Origin of the sequence: Streptomyces sp. CA-210063 (genome assembly GCF_024612015.1) — a bacterium.
In the GTDB taxonomy this organism is placed as follows: domain Bacteria; phylum Actinomycetota; class Actinomycetes; order Streptomycetales; family Streptomycetaceae; genus Streptomyces.
Window position 1 is genome coordinate 3,363,449 of sequence record NZ_CP102512.1, and the last position, 16,983, is coordinate 3,380,431.

A 16,983-nucleotide genomic window follows, 5' to 3' on the forward strand; every position below is an offset into this window, starting at 1 on the left:
CCGCTTCCCTGCCGCGCTCCGGCGGAGCGCTATCGCTTCGTCTCCTCCGCCCGGCCCGGCCCCTGGATTCCGAGGGCCTGGGTCGTCGCGGGATTGATCAGCAGGACCAGTGCGGCGACGGCGACGGCGGCCAGCACGATGCCCGCCGGGATCGACAGGCTGTCGGCGCGCAGCAGGTTGTAGGCCACCGGCAGCGCCATGATCTGGGTGATCACGGCGGGCCCCCGGCTCCAGCCGCGCCGCAGCAGCAGCCCGCGGGCGGCGATCAGCGGCAGCAGGGCCAGCGCGATGAGCGTGATGCCCCCGGTGACACCGGTGCTCAGGTCGCCGGAGTCGCCGGTGAAGCCCAGGACGAGCATCGCTCCGCCGCCCACCAGCAGGGCCACCCCCTCCAGCGCGGCCAGCGCGGCCGCGGCGGTCAGCCGCCCGGGGCGGGGCTCGGCGTCGGAGGTGTCCGGTGTGGGGTTCTGCTCAGGGCTCACCCCTGAAGGGTAGCCGTCGCCCGAGGGCCCGCCCCGGCCCCGGTACCCGCTCCGGCGCCCGGCACACACGGTGCCGCCGCGCGCCCTCACGTGCTCATCGTCACTACCCGATCTCCCGCTTGATCCGCACCTCGGTATGGGGCGAGTACCACCCAGTAGGTACCCTGCAATCCATGCGTGCACTTCTCGTGGTCAATCCGGCGGCAACCACCACAAGCGCACGTACGCGCGATGTGCTGATCCACGCTCTCGCGAGTGAGATGAAGCTCGAGGCGGTCACCACGGAGTACCGGGGTCACGCCCGGGACCTCGCCCGCCGGGCGGCGGAGGGCAAGGACGACATCGAGCTCGTCGTGGCGCTCGGCGGCGACGGCACGGTCAACGAGGTCGTCAACGGCCTGCTGCACCACGGACCCGACCCCGACCGCCTCCCCCGTCTCGCCGTGGTCCCCGGCGGTTCCACCAACGTCTTCGCCCGCGCCCTCGGCCTGCCGAACGACGCGGTGGAGGCCACGGGCGTCCTGTTGGACGCGCTGCGCGAGAGCCGGGAGCGCACGGTCGGCCTGGGTATGGCCTCGGGCACCCCGGGCACGGAGGACGAGGCGGTGCCGTCCCGCTGGTTCACCTTCTGCGCCGGCCTCGGATTCGACGCGGGTGTGATCGGCCGGGTCGAGCAACAGCGGGAACGCGGACGGAAATCCACACACGCTCTTTACCTGCGTCAGGTATTCCGGCAGTTCCTGGAGGAGCCCCACCGCAGGCTCGGCACGATCACTTTGGAGCGGGCCGGCGAAGAACCGATTTCCGATCTTGTGCTGTCCATAGTCTGCAACACGTCCCCGTGGACGTTTCTGGGCAATCGCCCGGTGTACGCGTCGCCTAAGGCCTCGTTCGATAAAGGCCTCGACGTGCTCGGTCTCAGCCGCATGTCGACGCCCGCGGTCGCCCGATATGGCACACAGTTGCTCACTTCGTCCCCCGAGCGCGGACCTCGCGGCAAGCACGCCACCACTCTGCATGACCTGACCGACTTCACCTTGCATTCGAAGGCCCCCCTCCCCCTCCAGATGGACGGCGACCACCTCGGACTGCGTACGAGCGTGACGTTCACAGGCGTACGCCGTGCACTGCGTGTGATTGTGTGAGCGGAACGGGCAAAAGTCCTTCCACTCGAACGTTTAGGCCAGGGTCCACCCCATGGAAGTACGGCTGTGACACAGTCGACACCGAGGAATCAAAAAAAACTTTCCGGAAGGGGTTGTATCCGCCGCTGAGGTTTGCGAGTCTCTACGTGGCGCTCGGGACAGCCCGCAACATCGGCTCCGCAAAGAGCGCCGGAACCCCTCCTCAAATCACAGGACCACACCAGTCCGTCTGGTGATCGGCCCTTCACTTGTTGAGGGATTCGTGAAAGCGTTCACATTCACAAGCAACGTGCATGTAATACCAAGGAGAGGTAGCAGCCATGGACTGGCGTCACAACGCCGTTTGCCGCGAGGAAGACCCCGAGCTCTTCTTCCCCATCGGCAACACCGGTCCTGCGCTGCTGCAGATCGAGGAAGCCAAGGCTGTCTGCCGTCGCTGCCCGGTTATCGAGCAGTGTCTGCAGTGGGCGCTTGAGTCCGGCCAGGACTCCGGCGTCTGGGGTGGTCTCAGCGAGGACGAGCGCCGCGCCATGAAGCGCCGCGCCGCCCGCAACCGGGCACGTCAGGCATCCGCCTGACATCCCACCCAGCAATAGCCTGAGCTTGGCGGCGCGCACAGCGAGTGCGCTTCTCCCGCCCCCGAGCCGCAGCGCGCAGTGCCCCCGGTGCGCTTAATCAGCCACGAGCCCGAGCCCCGGACCACACCATGGTCCGGGGCTCGGTGCTGTTTGCGATGCCGAATTCCCTACGCCGGTCGCGGTGACCGCGAAGCATGCGTCCGACGTATTCCGGTGGCCGGTGTCTCCCCCACCGCTACTTCTGGGCGCGCACCGGGATGTCGAGGATCACCTGGGTGCCGCGCTCGGGGGCGGGGACCATGTCGAAGGTGCCGCCCAACTCGCCCTCCACCAGCGTCCGTACGATCTGCAGGCCGAGATTGCCCGAGCGATGCGGGTCGAACCCCTCGGGCAGGCCGATGCCGTCGTCCTGGACGGTGACGAGGAGGCGGGTCTCCTTGGTGGTGGTGCCGCCACGTACGGCCGAGACCTCGACGCTGCCGGTGTCGCCCTCACGGAAGCCGTGCTCGAGGGCGTTCTGCAGGATCTCGGTGAGGACCATGGAGAGCGGGGTCGCGACCTCCGCGTCCAGGATGCCGAAGCGTCCGGTGCGCCGGCCGATGACCTTGCCGGGTGAGATCTCGGCGACCATGGCGAGCACCCGGTCGGCGATCTCGTCGAACTCCACGCGTTCGTCCAGATTCTGGGACAGCGTCTCATGCACGATGGCGATCGATCCGACCCGTCGTACGGCCTCTTCGAGGGCCTCCCGGCCGCGCTCGGACTCGATGCGCCGGGCCTGGAGACGCAGCAGCGCGGCGACGGTCTGGAGGTTGTTCTTCACCCGGTGGTGGATCTCCCGGATGGTCGCGTCCTTGGTGATCAACTCACGCTCGCGGCGCCGCAGTTCCGTCACGTCCCGCAGCAGCACCAGCGAACCGATGCGCGGGCCCTTGGGCTTGAGGGGGATCGCGCGGAACTGGATCACCCCGTCGACGGACTCGATCTCGAACTCGCGCGGCGCCCACCCGCTCGCCACCTTGGCCAGTGCCTCGTCCACCGGACCCCGGGACGGGGCCAGTTCGGCGGTCGTACGGCCGAGGTGGCAGCCCACGAGGTCGGCGGCGAGGCCGAGGCGGTGGTACGCGGAGAGGGCGTTCGGCGAGGCGTACTGGACGATGCCGTCGGCGTCGAGCCTGATCAGGCCGTCGCCGACGCGCGGTGAGGCGTCCATGTCGACCTGCTGGTCGGGGAACGGGAACGCGCCGGCGGCGATCATCTGGGCCAGGTCGGACGCGCTCTGGAGGTAGGTCAGCTCCAGGCGGCTCGGGGTGCGCACGGTGAGCAGATTGGTGTTGCGCGCGATGACACCGAGGACGCGGCCCTCCCTGCGCACGGGGATGGACTCGACCCGTACGGGCACCTCCTCGCGCCACTCGGGGTCGCCCTCGCGGACGATGCGGCCCTCGTCGTGGGCGGCGTCGAGAAGGGGGCGGCGGCCGCGGGGGACCAGGTGGCCGACCATGTCGTCCTGGTACGAGGTGGGGCCCGTGTTGGGGCGCATCTGGGCCACGGAGACATAGCGGGTGCCGTCGCGTGTGGGGACCCACAGGACGAGGTCGGCGAAGGAGAGGTCGGAGAGAAGCTGCCACTCCGACACCAGCAGATGCAGCCACTCGAGGTCGGAGTCGCTGAGAGCGGTGTGCTGGCGGACGAGTTCGTTCATGGAGGGCACGTGTGCGAGCGTACCTGGCGGTACGGACACGGCCAGGAACAGCCGCCCGTGCCTCGGCACGGCCCCGGGGACACCCGCGGGCCGCGGCGCCTGAGAGGGACCCTCAGCCCTCCCGGCACCGCAGCCCGGAGCAACATCGGCCGTGGGGTGTGCGGTCCCGGTCGGCCGAAGGATGAGGATCCGGAGCAGTCAGGGCAGAGAGCGCCGGGTCCTCGGTCCGCCTTCCTGTGCGGGGAAAGCGGAGGCTTGGTTTCTCGTTCGTATGTGATCGGCCGCGGCCGGGCCGCTGATCGATCACATGCCCCACTACGCATTGTTGACTAGACCACTGCGTGTGTCCATGCGTTGGCGGATGTTTGTTGTTGTTCCCTCGTCCGACATCTGCCGACGGCTTACCCGCAGAGTAGCCCGCTACGGTCCGGGGGTGGGCCTGAATGCCGGCCGGGCCGGCGACATCCCCTGGTAGATTGGTCTACACCACATGGGAGGTGCTTGAGCCCGGTAGATTCCGGTTGAGCCCTCTTGAGTCCTTCTTCCCAGATCGGCGGGGTCAGCGTGGAAGTTGTCATCGTTCCGGATGCCAAGGCGGGTGGCGAGCTCATAGCCGAGGCGATGGCGGAGTTGCTCCGGCGGAAGCCCGACGCGCTGCTCGGGGTGGCCACGGGGTCGACGCCGCTGCCCATCTATCAGGCGCTGACGGCGAAGGTGCGGTCCGGTGCCGTGGACGCCTCGCGGGCGCGGGTCGCGCAGCTCGACGAGTACGTGGGGCTGCCGGCCGAGCATCCCGAGTCGTACCGCTCGGTGCTGCGGCGGGAGGTGCTGGAGCCGTTGGGGCTCGGCATGGACGCGTTCATGGGGCCCGACGGGACCGCCGAGGACGTGGCGGGCGCGAGCGCGGCGTACGACAGGGCGCTGACGGAGGCGGGGGGTGTGGATCTGCAGGTGCTCGGCATCGGGACCGACGGGCACATCGGATTCAACGAGCCGTGCTCGTCGCTGGCCTCCCGGACACGGATCAAGACGCTGACCCGGCAGACCCGGATCGACAACGCCCGGTTCTTCGACGGCGACATCGAGCAGGTGCCGCACCACGTCATCACCCAGGGCATAGGCACGATCCTGGAGGCCCGGCACCTGATCCTGCTGGCCACGGGCGAGGGGAAGGCGGACGCCGTGGCGGCGACCGTGGAGGGACCGGTGGCCGCGGTGTGCCCGGCCTCGGCGCTGCAGCTCCATCCGCACGCGACCGTGGTCGTGGACGAGGCAGCCGCGTCGAAGCTGAAGCTGGCGGACTACTTCCGGCACACGTACGACAACAAGCCGGCCTGGCAGGGGATCTAGGGCTACTGAGTACGTCGTAGGCGCCACGGCCCTGGGGAGGGCCGTGGCGTCTACGTGTACTTCGGGGAATCCTCTAGCGCACTCCCGCGACGACCTCCGCCGCCGCCCTTCCGCACACCCTCGCCGCGCCGTGCGTCGCGATGTGGAGGGGGCCGCGGGGTGGGGACTGGGGGATGCCCATCTCCACCACGATGGTGTCGGGGCGGGTGCTGAGGAGGGTGTCGAGGGCGGTGGTCATCCAGGGGTGGCGGTGTTCGTCGCGGACGACGGCGACGATACGGCGGGTGCCGGCGACCGCCAGCGCGGAGGCGCCGGCGCTGTCGCCCGCGAAGGTGCCCGTCTCGGTGCCCGGGAGGAGGCGGGCCAGTTCCGCGCCGACGCCCCAGGGGGTCTCGTCGCCCACCGCGATGTTCGCCACGGGGGTGAAGGCGGCGACGTACAAGGGCTGGGTGGGCGGCTCGTAGGGCTCCGCGAAGGTCGACGTGAGCGCGCGCCGGGCGGCCACGAGGCCGACTCCCCCGAGGTTCGCGGCCTCCTCGGTGTCGCCGATGACCTCGTGGTCTGTCCCGGCGCCGCGCCGCGCTCCCCCGGCGGCCGACCGGGTCCACTTCGCCAGGGCCCGGACCCGGCCGGCCGCGTCCGCGAGGCGTTCTTCCTGGAGATCGCCGGTGCGGACGGCGGTGATGAGGGCGTCACGGAGGCGGCGGACGGTCTCGTCGTCGGCGAGGCCGCCGCCGACGCAGATGGCGTCGGCTCCGGCGGCGAGGGCGAGGACGCTGCCGTGTTCGATGCCGTAGGTGCCGGCGATGGCGCGCATCTCCATGCCGTCGGTGACGATGAGGCCGTCGTAGCCGAGTTCGCCGCGGAGGAGGTCCGTCAGGATGCCGCGGGACAACGTTGCCGGGAGGTCGGGGTCCAGGGCGGGGACCAGGATGTGGGCGCTCATCATCGCGCGCGATCCGGCGCCGATGGCGGCCCGGAAGGGGGCCAGGTCGCGGGAGTCCACGAGCGCGCGGTCCGCGTCGATGCGGGGCAGGGAGAGGTGGGAGTCGACGGCGGTGTCGCCGTGGCCCGGGAAGTGCTTGGTGCAGGCGGCGACACCCGCGGCCTGGAGGCCGGTGACATAGGCGGCCGTGTGACGGGCGACCAGCTCGGGGTCGGCGCCGAAGGAGCGGACGCCGATGACGGGGTTGGCGGGGTTGGCGTTCACGTCGGCCGACGGGGCCCAGTTGAAGTTGACGCCGCACTCCGCCAGGCGGTGGCCCAGCGCGAAGGCGACCTTGCTGGTCAGGTCCACGTCGTCGACCGCGCCCAGGGCGTGGTTGCCGGGGAAGGAGGAGCCGGTGCGGACCTCCAGGCGGGTGACGTCGCCGCCCTCCTCGTCGATGGCGACCAGGACGTCCTCGTGCTCGGCGCGCAACCGGTCAGTGAGGGCGGCCAGTTGCTCGGGCGAGGTGATGTTCCGGCCGAAGAGGCCGACGGAGGCGAGGCCCTCGCCGAGGCGGCGCAGCAGCCAGTCGGGGGCGGTGGTGCCCGTGAATCCGGGCTGGAGGACCGTCAGCGCGTCGCGCGTGAGAGCGTCCTGTCCCGAATGTGAACCGGTCGGGCCAGTGGCGAATGTCGTCATCGGGTGGGGTTATCCCTTCACGGCGCCCGCGGTGAGGCCCGCGGCCATCTTGCGCTGGACGAGGAGGAAGAGGACGACGATCGGCACGGCCATCAGGGTGGAGCCGGCCATCATCGGGGCGTATTCGGTGCCGTGTTTGGTGGTGAAGTTGCCGAGCCAGACGGTCGCGGTCTGCTTCTCCTGGCTCATCAGCATCAGGGCGTACAGATACTCGTTCCACGCCTGGATGAAGCCGTAGACCGAGGTCGCCACCATGCCGGGCGCGAGCAGCGGGAAGACCACACGGAGGAAGGCGGTGGTGCGGGAGCAGCCGTCGACCATGGCCGCCTCCTCCAGTTCGCGCGGGATGTTGACGATGAAGCCGCGCAGGGTCCACACGGTGAACGGGAGGATGAAGGTCAGATAGGTGAGGACGAGGCCGCTGAGGCGGTCGTACTGGCCGAGGTCGTTCAGGAGCAGGAAGACCGGGATGATCATCGCGACCAGCGGGACCATCTGCACCGCCAGGATGCCGACGATCACCACCTTGCGGCCGCGGAAGGCGAAGCGGGAGATGGCGAGGGCCGCCAGCATGCCGACGACGATGCCGACCACGACGACCGTGAGGGAGACGACGAGGCTGCGGCCGACCGGGCCCCAGAAGTCGGCGATGTCCAGTGCCCGGCCGAAGTTGGCGAAGGTGATCGACGTCGGCAGCAGGCTGGGGTCGGGGTCGATCGCGTCCTTGGCGGGCTTGAATGCCGTGTTCAGCATCCAGTAGACGGGGAAGCCCGCGGTGACGAAGACGAACAGACCGAGGAGGTTCCAGCCGAGCTTGGACCTCCGGGGGCCGGAGACAGTGGCGGTACTCATTCGACCTCTCCGATCTTCAGCATCTGACGCATGTAGACCCCGATCACGCCGAGCAGCAACAGCACGGTCAGCAGGGCGATCGCCGAGCCCTGCGCGTAGTCGTTGACCACGAACGCCTTGTCGTACGAGTAGGTGGTGAGCAGTTGGAACTCGGCCTCCGGGTGCCCGCCCCGCATCACGAAGACCTGTGGGAAGACGCCCATGTCCCAGATGACCGACAGGGTCGTGAGCATCACGATGATCGGCTTGAGGATGGGAAGGGTGACGTAGCGGAACACGCCCCACGCGCCGGCACCGTCGAGGCGGGCGGCCTCCTCCAACTCCTTCGGCACCTGGGTGAGTCCGGCGCTGAGGGTGATGACGACGAACGGCACCGCGCCCCACACCACGAGGAGCGTGATGACGGCCAGGCCCTCGGCGCCGCTGGCGAACCAGTTGTGGCCGATCATGTCGACGCCGGGGAGCTTGCTGAGGAGCGCGTTGAGGACGCCGTAGTCGGAGTCGAAGAGCCACTTGAAGACGGTGGTGGCCACGATGATCGGCATGCCCCAACTCGCCACCAGGGCGATGTTGATGAGCGTCTTCACCCAGCCGGAGACCCGCTGGAGCAGCAGGGCGATCGCCATGCCGATGACCATCGTGAAGGTGACGCAGGCGGCGGCGAAGACGATGGTCCGGACGACGACCGTCCAGAACTCGCTGTCACCCAGCACCTTGGAGAAGTTGTCGAAGCCGACCGACTCCGCGGGCTTGAATCCCCACAGCTGGGACTGGCCGAACTCCTGGAAGGACAGGGTGACGAGCCGGACCAGCGGATAGCCGAGGACGAGGGCGAGGATCAGCAGGCAGGGGGCCAGGAGGGCCCAGGGGACGGCGGCGCCGCCGGGAGTCCGCTTTCTGCCCGGCCGTTCCGGGGCCGCCGACGGTGGCGGGGGTGCGGGCCGCGCGGGCGGCATCTTCGCAGGGGCAGTCGTGTCTGCGGCACTCATCGCGCTCCTAAGCAACTAAAGGAGGGGCCGGCAGCAGGCGCCCCCCAGAGGGGCGCGGGGAACTGCGCGACCAGCCACGACGCACCGGCACCGACCCGACACCCCATCGCGGCACTTTCGTAAATCACCACCGGCCGAACCGATGTCACCCACCGGCCGGCCACCGCGGCACCTCCCGGTCGGGCCCGGCCACCACGGCCAGGCCCGACCGGCAGGTCACCGTCACTTGGTGTTGATGACCTTGTCGATCTCGGCGTCCGCTTCCTTCGCGGCCTCCTCGACCGACTGCTTGCCGGTGCCGATGGACTGCAGCATGGTCTGCAGGATCTGCGCCTTCTCGACCTGGCCCCAGCCGGGCGCCATCGGGACGAACCAGTTGGACTCGGCCGCGGTGGCCGGGACCGCCGTCGCCGGGTCGTCCTTGAGGGTGGCGAGGTCGGTCTTGTTGTTGGGCAGGTTGCCCTTCTCGATCAGGCCCTTCTGGCCGGAGGAGCCGGTGAAGGCGTTGATCCACTCGGCGGCGACGGTCTGCGCGTCGGACTTCACCGGGACGGCGAGGTCCGATCCGCCGAGGAAGACGGGCAGGTTCTTGCCGGACGGGCCGGGCATCACGAAGTTCTCGACGTTGCCTTCGAGCTTGCCGGTCTTGTCGTTCTCCTTGGCCGCGGCGGTCGCGCCCTCCCAGGCGGGGGCGAAGATCATGCCGGACTTGCCCTGGCCGTAGACGATGTAACGGTCGGACTCGTCCTTGGTCTTGTCGCCGTGCATGTACGTGTCGACGACGTTCTTGAACTCGTTCAGGCCCTTGATGGACTCCGGGGAGGAGAGGTTGGCCTTCCACTCGCTGCCGGACTCGACCGCTATGGAGCCGCCGGCGTCGTAGACGAAGGACATGGCCGCGTACCAGTCGCGGGTGGGCTGGTACCAGGCGCTGAACTTGTCGCCCTGCTTCTTCTGGACCTTGTCGAGGGCGGCCGTGAGCTCCTCGTACGTCTTCGGGGCGGACTTGACGCCCGCCGCGGCGAAGAGGTCCTTGCGCCAGTTGGCGACACGTCCGCCGGCGTAGTACGGGACGCCGTAGGTCTTGCCCTCATAGGTGACGGAGGCCTTCAGGCCGTCCAGCCAGGCGTCGGAGCCGTCGAACTTCGCCGGGTCGACAGGGGCGAAGGCGCCCTTGACCATGTAGGCGAGCATCTCCGTGTTGCCCATCTCGACCACGTCGGGGGCCTTGTCGGTGGCGAGGACGGCGTCGAGCTTGGCGTTCTTGTCGGGCCAGCCGTAGTACTCGTGCTTGATCGTGATCCCGGGGTGCTTCTTCTCGATCGCCGCGTCGGCGGCCTTGACCAGCTCCGGCCAGTTGTTCTGCGCGTCCACGGTGAGCCAGACGGTCAGCTCCTTGGTGTCCGCACCCGTGTCCGAGCTCTCACGTCCGCTCTCGCCGCCCCCGCACGCCGCGATGGAGACCATCATGCCCGCGACACAGATCGCGGTCGTCAGCTTCCTCTTCACGCCACCCTCCTCAGGGATGCCATTGCTCAGGGATGCCACAAACCCCCCTGCTCCCCGCGGTGACAGACGTACCGCCCATGGGGCCAGGACCTGGACCAATGGTGTAGACCAGTACGCCGGAGCTTGGCTGAGACCATTCACTCTGTCAAGGGTGCTCGAACCCCCTCCCACCAGCCGTTATGCGACCTACATATGCAAGAACCTTTATGTAATAAGCCAGCGAAAACCGCGCGGTTGAGCCACACTCTCCGGGTAGACCACTGCACCTTCGCGGAGTAGACCAACGGGGATCGCACCGTGGACTAGACCAGCGGGGCCTGCGAAGGTATACAGAGGGATCACGCCACGAGGAGCCGGGAAGGCGGAGCATGAGCACCGACGTCAGCAGTGCGGAGAACGAGAACGGGGCGACCGTCCGTACCGCACGCGTGCCCAAGTACTACCGCCTGAAGAAGCACCTGCTCGACATGACCGAGACGCTGCCGCCCGGCACGCCGGTGCCGCCCGAGCGCACGCTCGCCGCCGAGTTCGACACCTCGCGCACGACCGTGCGGCAGGCGTTGCAGGAGCTGGTCGTCGAGGGGCGCCTTGAGCGCATCCAGGGCAAGGGCACGTTCGTCGCCAAGCCGAAGGTCTCCCAGGCGCTGCAACTGACCTCGTACACCGAGGACATGCGGGCCCAGGGCCTCGAACCCACCTCGCAGCTGCTGGACATCGGCTACATCACCGCCGACGACACCCTCGCCGGGCTGCTCGACATCACCGCCGGCGGCCGGGTCCTGCGCATCGAGCGCCTCCGCATGGCCAACGGCGAACCGATGGCGATCGAGACGACCCACCTGTCCGCCAAGCGCTTCCCCGCGCTGCGCAGGTCACTGGTCAAGTACACCTCCCTCTACACCGCACTCGCCGAGGTCTACGACGTCCATCTCGCCGAGGCCGAGGAGACCATCGAGACCTCGCTGGCCACCCCGCGTGAGGCCGGCCTGCTGGGCACGGACGTGGGCCTGCCGATGCTGATGCTCTCCCGCCACTCGCTGGACAAGGACGGGCAGCCGGTGGAGTGGGTGCGGTCCGTGTACCGAGGCGACCGGTACAAGTTCGTGGCGAGGCTCAAGCGGCCGCAGGACTGAGCCACTTGTGATCTGGCTGGTGGCGTACGGGTTCATCGCCTCGATCCTGCCGGTGTGGATGCTGCTCGCGCCCCGCGACTACCTCTCCACCTTCATGAAGATCGGCACGATCGTGCTGCTCGCGCTGGGGGTCGTCTTCGCCCTGCCGACGCTGAAGATGGACGCGGTGACGGACTTCGCCTCGCGCGGCGACGGGCCGGTCTTCGCGGGCTCGCTCTTCCCGTTCGTCTTCATCACGATCGCCTGCGGGGCGCTGTCCGGCTTCCACGCCCTCATCTCCTCCGGTACGACGCCGAAGATGATCCAGAAGGAGACACAGGTCCGGATGATCGGCTACGGCTCCATGCTGATGGAGTCGTCCGTGGCCGTGATGGCACTGATCGCGGCCTCGATCATCGACCCGGGGCTGTACTTCGCGATGAACGCGCCCGCCGGGGTCATCGGGGACACCGTGCAGAACGCCTCCCAGGTGGTGAGCGGTTGGGGCTACTCGATCTCGCCGGAGGAGCTGGCGGCCGCCGCGAAGAACGTCGAGGAGGCGTCGCTGCTGTCCAGGACCGGCGGCGCGCCCACGCTCGCCGTCGGGGTCTCGGAGATCTTCTCGCAGGTCACGGGCGACGGGCTGCGCGCCTTCTGGTACCACTTCGCGATCATGTTCGAGGCGCTGTTCATCCTGACCGCCCTCGACGCCGGCACCCGCGTGGGCCGGTTCATGCTCCAGGACACCCTCGGCAACCTCTACCGGCCGTTCAAGGACATCAGCTGGAAGCCCGGCCTGGTCATCACCAGCGCGATCGTGTGCGGGCTGTGGGGCTACTTCCTGTGGGTGGGCGTCCACGAACCCCTCGGCGGGATCAACCAGCTGTTCCCCGTCTTCGGCATCTCGAACCAGCTGCTGGCGGCGGTCGCGCTGACGGTCTGTACGACGCTGCTGGTGAAGTCGGGGCGGCTGAAGTGGGCCTGGATCACGGGCGTTCCGCTGGCCTGGGACGCGACGGTCACCCTGACCGCGAGCTACCAGAAGGTGTTCTCCAGCGACCCGCGCGTCGGCTTCTTCAAGCAGCGCGACGTCTACCAGGACGGGATCGACCGGGGCGAGGTCATCGCCCCCGCCAAGAGCATGGACGACATGCACACCATCGTCACCAACTCCACGGTCGACGGTGTGCTGTCGGCGCTCCTCGCCCTGCTGATCATCGTGGTGATCGCGGACGCCGCCCGGGTCTGCGTACGGCATGTCCGCCGTCCCGCGCTGTCCACGCTCAGCGAGGCCACGTACGTCGAGTCGAAGATCGTCGCCCCGGCCGGGCTGATCCCGACCAAGGAGGAGAAGGAGGAGGCGGCGCGCGATGCGGTCGGTGCTGGGCAGGGCGGCGCTCGGGGTCGTTAGTGCGGCCAGGGGCGTGCGCTGGTACGTACGTGAGCTGACCGGCGAGTCGGCGTACGACCGTTATGTGGAGCATCTGCGCGACCACGACCCCGACGCGCCCGTGCCGTCACGACGCGAGTTCGAGCGCATGCGGACGGACCGGCAGGAAACGGATCCGCGGCAGGGGTTCCGCTGCTGCTGAGCGGGGAAGGGATCCCGTTCGGCGGCCCGGCTCCTCCCCGGAACCAGCACACATCCGTTATGCGGACAGGGGTTCCATAAGACGGAACCGTCCCTTAGATTTCCTGCGCATTACACGCGTGATCACAGGTCATCAGTGAGGGGACGGAGCCGTGGTATGTCAGACGCGCCTGAAGTGAAGCCGCCGGCGAGACCGGTGGTGACACCGGTCCGGGTGGTCATCGCCCTGTGCCTGCTCGCCCCGTTCGCGGCGATGCTCTGGGTCGGCTCGTACGCCAAGACGGACCCGGCGTTCATCGGCATCCCGTTCTTCTACTGGTACCAGATGGCCTGGGTGCTCATCTCCACCGCGCTCACCGCCACCGCGTACGTCCTGTGGCAGCGTGACCAGCGCGCCCGCACGTCCGAGGCCCGGAGTGGGGGTGCCGCGCAGTGAAGGACGGCGTGAACGGCGTGGCACTCGCCGTCTTCATCTTCTTCTTCCTGGCCGTCACGGTCATGGGCTTCCTGGCCGCGCGCTGGCGCAAGGCCGAGAACGAGCACAGCCTCGACGAATGGGGTCTGGGCGGCCGGTCGTTCGGCACCTGGGTCACCTGGTTCCTGCTCGGCGGAGACCTCTACACCGCGTACACCTTCGTCGCCGTACCGGCGGCGATCTACGCGGCGGGCGCGGCCGGGTTCTTCGCGGTGCCCTACACGATCCTGGTCTACCCGCTGATCTTCACCTTCCTGCCCCGCCTGTGGTCGGTCTCCCACAAGCACGGCTATGTGACGACCTCGGACTTCGTACGCGGCCGCTTCGGCTCGAAGGGCCTGTCCCTGGCGGTCGCCGTGACCGGCATCCTCGCGACCATGCCGTACATCGCGCTCCAACTCGTCGGCATCCAGGCCGTGCTGGACGTGATGGGTGTCGGCGGCGGCGAGGACACCAACTGGTTCATCAAGGACCTGCCGCTGCTGATCGCCTTCGGCGTGCTGGCGGCCTACACCTACTCCTCGGGTCTGCGTGCCCCCGCGCTGATCGCGTTCGTGAAGGACACCCTGATCTACATCGTCATCGCGGTGGCGATCATCTACATCCCGATCAAGCTCGGCGGCTTCGACGACATCTTCGCCAAGGCGGGCGAGGCGTACAGCCAGACCAACCCGGCGACGGACAAGCCGCGCGGCGCGCTCGTCCCGGGCGACGCCAACCAGTGGACCTACGCGACGCTGGCCCTCGGCTCGGCGCTGGCGCTCTTCATGTACCCGCACTCGATCACGGCGACGCTGTCGTCCAGGAGCCGCGAGGTCATCCGCCGCAACACCACGATCCTGCCGCTGTACTCGCTGATGCTGGGCCTGCTCGCCCTGCTGGGCTTCATGGCGATCGCGGCCGGGATCCAGGTGCAGAACGGCCAGCTCGCCATCCCGCAGCTGTTCGAGACGATGTTCCCCGACTGGTTCGCGGGCGTCGCCTTCGCCGCCATCGGTATCGGAGCGCTGGTCCCCGCGGCGATCATGTCCATCGCGGCGGCGAACCTCTTCACCCGCAACATCTACAAGGACTTCATCAATCCGGACGCCACGCCCGCGCAGGAGACCAAGGTCTCCAAGCTGGTGTCCCTGCTGGTGAAGGTGGGCGCGCTGGCCTTCGTCCTCACCATGGACAAGACGGTCGCCATCAACTTCCAGCTCCTGGGCGGCATCTGGATCCTCCAGACCTTCCCGGCCCTCGTCGGCGGCCTGTTCACCCGCTGGTTCCACCGCTGGGCCCTCATCGCCGGCTGGGCGGTCGGCATGCTCTACGGCACGATCGCCGCGTACGGCGTGGCCTCCCCCACCCAGAAGCACTTCGGCGGCTCCTCGGCGGAGATCCCCGGGATCGGCGAGATCGGCTACATCGGCCTGACGGCCTTCGTCCTCAACCTCGTGGTCACGGTGGTCCTCACCTTCGTCCTGCGGGCTGCCAAGGCCCCCGACGGCATCGACGAGACCAAGCCGGAGGACTACACGGCGGACGCGGGCGACGCGGGCGTCCAGGTGGAACTGCCGCCGGCGACGGCGGGGGCGAGCCACTAGGTCGTCGCCGGGTTCCGGGGCGGCGCGGGGCCTTTCCTCGCCCCCGCCGCCCCTACCCGTCCCATCCCCAGGGGCGCTGCCCCTTCGACCCCGAGGGGGTGCGATGTCGGGTGCGGGTGGGTGGGGGCTGGTCGCGCAGTTCCCCGCGCCCCTGAAAAGACACGGCCCCTGCGGGCCGAAAAGCACGGGGCGCAGCCCCTGCTTTTCAGGGGCGCGGGGAACTGCGCGAGAAGCCCCACCGGACCCGCGGATGGGGGTCGAAGGGGCGCAGCCCCTGGGATGGGACGGGTAGGGGCGGCGGGGGCGAAAGACATCCGGTTACGCTGGCCATGTGACCGCCCGCACACCGATCGTCCTGGACAGCGACCCCGGTATCGACGACGCCGTAGCCCTGCAGTACCTGCTCGGCACCGGCCTCTGGGACCTCAAGGCCTACACATCGGTCGGCGGCAACCTCCCCGCCGAGGCGACCTACACCAACGCCCGCGCCCTGGCCCGAGCCCTACGCATCGACGCCGACGTCCCGGTACACCGAGGCGCGGGCCGCCCCCTGTCCCGCCTCCCCTACCGAGAGGCCTCCGCCTTCCACGGCCCGGCAGGCCTCGGCCACGAAACCCTCCCCGACTCGTCGGCCCCGCACCCCACGGAATCGTCCGCGCAGGCCCTGCTGCGGCTCTCCCGGGAGTACGAGGGCGAGCTGACGGTATGCGCCACCGGCCCGCTCACGAACGTGGCCATCGCACTGCTGGAGGACCCGGACCTCGCCCGCCGCGTCGGCAAGTTCGTGTTCATGGGCGGCGCCGCCCAGGTGCCGGGAAACTTCACCCCGGTCGCCGAGTTCAACATCTGGGCCGACCCCGTCGCCGCCGAGATCGTCCTCTCCTCCGGCATCCCGTTCACCATGGTCGACCTGGACGCCTCGCACCGCTGGCTGTTCCGCCCCGCGGACCTCGCCGCGCTGGAGGCCGCGGGCCCGGGCACGGCCCTCGCCGCCCGGCTCATGCGCACCTACATGGACGCCTACACCCGCCACGGCGGAGACGGCACCTGCCCGCTGCACGATCCGCTGGCCGTGGGGGTCTGCGGGGACGAGGCGTTCGTCGAGGCCGCCGAGGGCGCCGTCGTCGTGGAGTGCGCGAGCGAACTCACGCGCGGCCAGACCGTGTTCGTCCCGGCCGCCGCCCGCCGCGTCTACTACTCCGAGTCCCCCGCCCTGACCGCCCGCCTGCGCGCCACCGGCCGCGTCGCCCTGGGCCCGGGCACCCGCGACTTCAGCGAGGACTTCGTGGCGACGCTGCCGCGGTGGCCTGCGGTGGGCTGAGCGGGTTCGCTGCCGAGCGGCGGCACCTGGCTGATCATCGGACAAGTCGTCGCCCCTGTGGAAAACCTCGGACCCGCTTTCCCACCGCTGCGGCAGACTGCGAGCCATGGACATCACCATCAGGCAGATCTCCCCCGACGAGTACGCCACGCTCGGCGAGATCACCGCACAGGCCTACCTCGGCGACGGACTGCTGGACTTCGGAGAGAGCGACGAGTATCTGTGCGAGTTGCGTGACGTGGCGAAGCGGGCCGCCGCGGCCGAGGTGCTCGTGGCGGTGGCGGACGGCCGGGTGCTCGGCGGGGTGACCTTCGTCCCGGCGGGCGGCCCCATGGCCGACATCGCCCGTGCGGGAGAGGCCGAGATACGGATGCTGGCAGTCGCTCCGGAAGCGCGTGGGCGGGGTGCCGGCGAGGCGCTCGTACGGGCCTGTCTGGAGCGCGCCCGGGCCGTGGAGGGCTGTGCACGCGTCGTCCTGTCGACCCAGCGGACCATGCACGCCGCCCATCGCATCTACGAACGCCTGGGCTTCGCTCGCACACCCGAGCGCGACTGGAAGCCCCTCCCCGACCTCTTCGACCTCACGCTGATCACCTACGAGTTGACGCTCTGACACCCTGGGAAACCGAATGCGACACAACATGTGGGGGTGGCGCCGCGC

At 69.2% G+C, this 16,983-nt stretch carries 15 protein-coding genes and 1 pseudogene; 10 read left to right on the plus strand and 6 right to left on the minus strand.

The features are described from left to right. Window positions 1-29: 29 nt before the first annotated feature. Window positions 30-482, minus strand: coding sequence for a hypothetical protein (locus JIX56_RS14345; protein WP_257540774.1), 453 nt, complete (start codon window positions 480-482; stop codon window positions 30-32). A gap of 173 nt (window positions 483-655) precedes the next feature. Between JIX56_RS14345 and JIX56_RS14350 the strand changes: the two genes are divergently transcribed. Both JIX56_RS14350 and JIX56_RS14355 read left to right on the plus strand, forming a co-directional pair. Next, window positions 656-1,627, plus strand: coding sequence for a diacylglycerol/lipid kinase family protein (locus JIX56_RS14350; protein ID WP_257540776.1), 972 nt, complete (start codon window positions 656-658; stop codon window positions 1,625-1,627). 320 nt (window positions 1,628-1,947) lie between these two features. Next, window positions 1,948-2,205 (plus strand): WhiB family transcriptional regulator, encoded by a 258-nt coding sequence (locus JIX56_RS14355; RefSeq protein WP_003992873.1) that lies wholly within the window; start codon window positions 1,948-1,950, stop codon window positions 2,203-2,205. 235 nt (window positions 2,206-2,440) lie between these two features. Here the strand turns inward: JIX56_RS14355 and JIX56_RS14360 are convergent, their stop codons facing one another. Beyond that, window positions 2,441-3,919, minus strand: a complete 1,479-nt coding sequence (locus tag JIX56_RS14360) for a sensor histidine kinase (protein WP_257540778.1) — start codon at window positions 3,917-3,919, stop codon at window positions 2,441-2,443. A 555-nt stretch (window positions 3,920-4,474) separates the two neighbouring features. On the opposite strand from JIX56_RS14360, the gene nagB reads away from it, so the two are divergent. Continuing rightward, window positions 4,475-5,260, plus strand: a complete 786-nt coding sequence (nagB, locus tag JIX56_RS14365; protein WP_257550856.1) for a glucosamine-6-phosphate deaminase — start codon at window positions 4,475-4,477, stop codon at window positions 5,258-5,260. Between the two features lie 73 nt (window positions 5,261-5,333). On the opposite strand, the gene JIX56_RS14370 is transcribed toward nagB, so the two are convergent. The 4 genes from JIX56_RS14370 to JIX56_RS14385 form a co-directional block, all read right to left on the minus strand. After that, window positions 5,334-6,887, minus strand: a complete 1,554-nt coding sequence (locus tag JIX56_RS14370) for a glycoside hydrolase family 3 protein (protein ID WP_257540780.1) — start codon at window positions 6,885-6,887, stop codon at window positions 5,334-5,336. A 9-nt stretch (window positions 6,888-6,896) separates the two neighbouring features. Further along, the gene (locus JIX56_RS14375; RefSeq protein WP_257540782.1) at window positions 6,897-7,739 is read right to left on the minus strand and encodes a carbohydrate ABC transporter permease; all 843 of its coding nucleotides are present in this window, start codon (window positions 7,737-7,739) and stop codon (window positions 6,897-6,899) included. Next, the gene (locus tag JIX56_RS14380) at window positions 7,736-8,728 is read right to left on the minus strand and encodes a carbohydrate ABC transporter permease (protein ID WP_257540784.1); all 993 of its coding nucleotides are present in this window, start codon (window positions 8,726-8,728) and stop codon (window positions 7,736-7,738) included. The genes JIX56_RS14375 and JIX56_RS14380 overlap by 4 nt, the downstream gene beginning before the upstream one ends. Window positions 8,729-8,950: 222 nt before the next feature. Next, complete coding sequence (locus JIX56_RS14385) at window positions 8,951-10,237, minus strand: extracellular solute-binding protein (RefSeq protein ID WP_257540785.1); 1,287 nt, start codon at window positions 10,235-10,237, stop codon at window positions 8,951-8,953. Window positions 10,238-10,605: 368 nt separating this feature from the next. Here JIX56_RS14385 and JIX56_RS14390 point away from each other — a divergent pair, with 368 nt between their 5' ends. The 7 genes and pseudogenes from JIX56_RS14390 (at window position 10,606) to JIX56_RS14420 (ending at window position 16,935) form a co-directional block, all read left to right on the plus strand. Continuing rightward, window positions 10,606-11,370, plus strand: coding sequence for a GntR family transcriptional regulator (locus JIX56_RS14390; RefSeq protein ID WP_257540787.1), 765 nt, complete (start codon window positions 10,606-10,608; stop codon window positions 11,368-11,370). Between the two features lies 1 nt (window position 11,371). Beyond that, a pseudogene (locus tag JIX56_RS14395) lies at window positions 11,372-12,760 on the plus strand (carbon starvation CstA family protein); the annotation flags it as partial. After that, window positions 12,720-12,941: a YbdD/YjiX family protein gene (locus JIX56_RS14400; RefSeq protein WP_257540789.1), complete on the plus strand. Its 222-nt coding sequence runs from the start codon at window positions 12,720-12,722 to the stop codon at window positions 12,939-12,941. The pseudogene JIX56_RS14395 and the gene JIX56_RS14400, both read left to right, overlap by 41 nt. A 156-nt stretch (window positions 12,942-13,097) precedes the next feature. Further along, entirely contained in the window at window positions 13,098-13,376 is a 279-nt protein-coding gene (locus tag JIX56_RS14405) for a DUF3311 domain-containing protein (protein WP_257540791.1), read from the plus strand. Then, on the plus strand, window positions 13,373-15,001 hold the full coding sequence (mctP, locus tag JIX56_RS14410) for a monocarboxylate uptake permease MctP (protein ID WP_257540793.1): 1,629 nt from the start codon (window positions 13,373-13,375) through the stop codon (window positions 14,999-15,001). The genes JIX56_RS14405 and mctP overlap by 4 nt, the downstream gene beginning before the upstream one ends. A gap of 331 nt (window positions 15,002-15,332) precedes the next feature. Continuing rightward, entirely contained in the window at window positions 15,333-16,322 is a 990-nt protein-coding gene (locus JIX56_RS14415) for a nucleoside hydrolase (RefSeq protein ID WP_257540795.1), read from the plus strand. 106 nt (window positions 16,323-16,428) lie between these two features. After that, entirely contained in the window at window positions 16,429-16,935 is a 507-nt protein-coding gene (locus tag JIX56_RS14420; protein ID WP_257540797.1) for a GNAT family N-acetyltransferase, read from the plus strand. Window positions 16,936-16,983: the final 48 nt, after the last annotated feature.

Bases quoted from the DNA above. Each gene is read 5' to 3' on its own strand.
- JIX56_RS14350 (WP_257540776.1), top strand. From the start codon at position 656: ATGCGTGCACTTCTCGTGGTCAATCCGGCGGCAACCACCACAAGCGCA.
- JIX56_RS14355 (WP_003992873.1), top strand. From the start codon at position 1,948: ATGGACTGGCGTCACAACGCCGTTTGCCGCGAGGAAGACCCCGAGCTC.
- JIX56_RS14370 (WP_257540780.1), bottom strand. From the start codon at position 6,887: ATGACGACATTCGCCACTGGCCCGACCGGTTCACATTCGGGACAGGAC.
- JIX56_RS14375 (WP_257540782.1), bottom strand. From the start codon at position 7,739: ATGAGTACCGCCACTGTCTCCGGCCCCCGGAGGTCCAAGCTCGGCTGG.
- JIX56_RS14380 (WP_257540784.1), bottom strand. From the start codon at position 8,728: ATGAGTGCCGCAGACACGACTGCCCCTGCGAAGATGCCGCCCGCGCGG.
- JIX56_RS14390 (WP_257540787.1), top strand. From the start codon at position 10,606: ATGAGCACCGACGTCAGCAGTGCGGAGAACGAGAACGGGGCGACCGTC.
- JIX56_RS14400 (WP_257540789.1), top strand. From the start codon at position 12,720: ATGCGGTCGGTGCTGGGCAGGGCGGCGCTCGGGGTCGTTAGTGCGGCC.
- JIX56_RS14405 (WP_257540791.1), top strand. From the start codon at position 13,098: ATGTCAGACGCGCCTGAAGTGAAGCCGCCGGCGAGACCGGTGGTGACA.
- JIX56_RS14420 (WP_257540797.1), top strand. From the start codon at position 16,429: ATGGACATCACCATCAGGCAGATCTCCCCCGACGAGTACGCCACGCTC.